Genomic DNA, 1,068 nt, shown 5'->3' with positions numbered 1-1,068 from the left:
GCACTTTATTCTCGATCGCGCGCTCAAAACCCAGGCTACCTCAAGTGCGATCGATATATTCAGCAAGCCCTAATTAAGTGATCCGACGAGTAATAGTTATATAAGTAAGCTAATCCGCCTTTAAATTGCAGGGTCAAATAAATTTTCACTCTTGTGGGTAGTAGGGGTTGGGCATCCGGCCCGCCCTCAAAATACAATTTAAATGCACAACAGCTTAAGTAGGGGCTGTAAAAGGTAACTATGTAAACGATTGTAAAGCATCCAAATCCTCTAAGCGTGAGTGATTTAGCCCTATTTACATACTATTACGTAGTTGGGTTTAACCCCGCCTACCCACTTACCTTAAGTTATATTATAGATTATTTCAGGAGTAATGAAAAGGCTGATTTCTACAATGGCAAACCCGATGGCTGGAATAGGTTCTGAGTTTGATAGAAGTCGATTAATTAGCTAAGGTCGAGTTCAACCCTCCTTGGTCTGATTGGAATTTCAATCCAGAACTCTGATCCCTGCCCCACCTCTGAAAAACACTTCAATGCGCCCCCATGCTTCTCCAGTACAATTTGGTAGCTGATATAAAGACCCAAACCAGTACCCTCACCTACAGGCTTAGTAGTAAAAAATGGTTCAAAAATACGGTCTTTCACCTCTGCCGTTATTCCCGGCCCATTGTCCCGAATTTGAATGACGACACGGGAGTTTTCCTCTAGCAGAAAAGTGCGAATAGTAATGGCGGGCGGGCAAGCGCGGATGTCATCTAGTGACCGTTGTTTATTGTACTCCTTCAAAGCATCAATCGCATTAGAAAGGATGTTGATAAACACCTGGTTGAGTTCTCCAGCATAGCATTCCACTAAAGGGAGATTACTGTACTCCTCGATGACTTGAATCTCTGGATGCGCTGCCCTTGTATGAATTCGATTCTGCCAAATCATCAGGCTACTTTTTATCCCCTCGTGAATGTCAACAGGCTTTATGTTAGCTTCATCCAACGGGTGCATCTCACTTTGGCAAATACATCAAATTGAAAGTTGACCGTTGAGATAAGCACAGCGAAGAGCAAGGATA

Annotated in this window: 1 protein-coding gene; it reads right to left on the bottom strand. The window is 43.2% G+C overall.

The genetic code is table 11. The features are described from left to right. Window positions 1-446: 446 nt before the first annotated feature. Window positions 447-992, bottom strand: a complete 546-nt coding sequence (locus QUA40_RS28875) for an ATP-binding protein (RefSeq protein WP_333132160.1) — start codon at window positions 990-992, stop codon at window positions 447-449. Window positions 993-1,068: the final 76 nt, after the last annotated feature.

The sequence above is a fragment of the Microcoleus sp. Pol11C3 genome (assembly GCF_036701485.1).
Taxonomy (GTDB): Bacteria; Cyanobacteriota; Cyanobacteriia; order Cyanobacteriales; family Microcoleaceae; genus Microcoleus.
This window is presented reverse-complemented; position numbering and strand designations above follow the sequence as displayed.